Below are 669 nucleotides of genomic sequence, written 5' to 3' on the forward strand. Positions count from 1 at the left end.
CACCCATCCCGTCACCCCCCGAAAGAGGAATCCCGTGGCAGACATCATCGAGTCCGCCGGTGTCGTCCTGGCCTACGGCGTGGCCGGCTTCGCCGTCATGGCCCTCGGCTACCTGGCCCTGGACCTGGTCACCCCGCGCCGCCTGAGCTCGCTGATCTGGACCGAGCGCAACGTCGGCGCCGCCATCGTGATGAGCGGCCAGATGATCGGCGTGGGCCTCGTGGTCGCCGCCGCCATCAACGCCAGCGAGTTCCAGCGCGGTCTGGGGGTCGGCCTGGTCAGCACCCTGATCTACGGCCTCGCCGGGGTGATCGTGATGACGTTGGTCTTCGCCCTGGTCGGTATCCTCACCCCGGGCCGGATGGGCGCGACCGTGCTGGAGGACCGCGACGGACGCCCGCACCCCGCCGCCTGGGTCCAGGGAGCCATGTACATCGCCACCGCGGTGATGCTCACCGCGGCCCTGTCCTGATCGATCCGGCCCGACCGGCCGGGCCGGCACCGCCCCGGCCGGTCCGCCGCCGGATCCACCCGTCCCACCACCCAGCGGAGCACGCGGAATGAGCACCACCTCCGAGACCCCCGCGTCCGTCACCGCGCCCCCGGCCGGGGCGCCGGTGGACCCGGCGCCCCGGCCGGGGGCGCGGTGACGGACGCGGGGGTCTCGGA

The 669-nt window shown here is 73.8% G+C and carries 1 protein-coding gene; it reads left to right on the forward strand.

The window, feature by feature from the left end; genetic code table 11:
- The first annotated feature begins 34 nt into the window (after positions 1-34).
- Positions 35-472, forward strand: coding sequence for a DUF350 domain-containing protein (locus FNQ90_RS25840; RefSeq protein WP_143625432.1), 438 nt, complete (start codon positions 35-37; stop codon positions 470-472).
- Positions 473-669 lie beyond the last annotated feature (197 nt).

The sequence above is a fragment of the Streptomyces alkaliphilus genome (assembly GCF_014141535.1).
Classification (GTDB): Bacteria; Actinomycetota; Actinomycetes; order Streptomycetales; family Streptomycetaceae; genus Streptomyces; species Streptomyces alkaliphilus.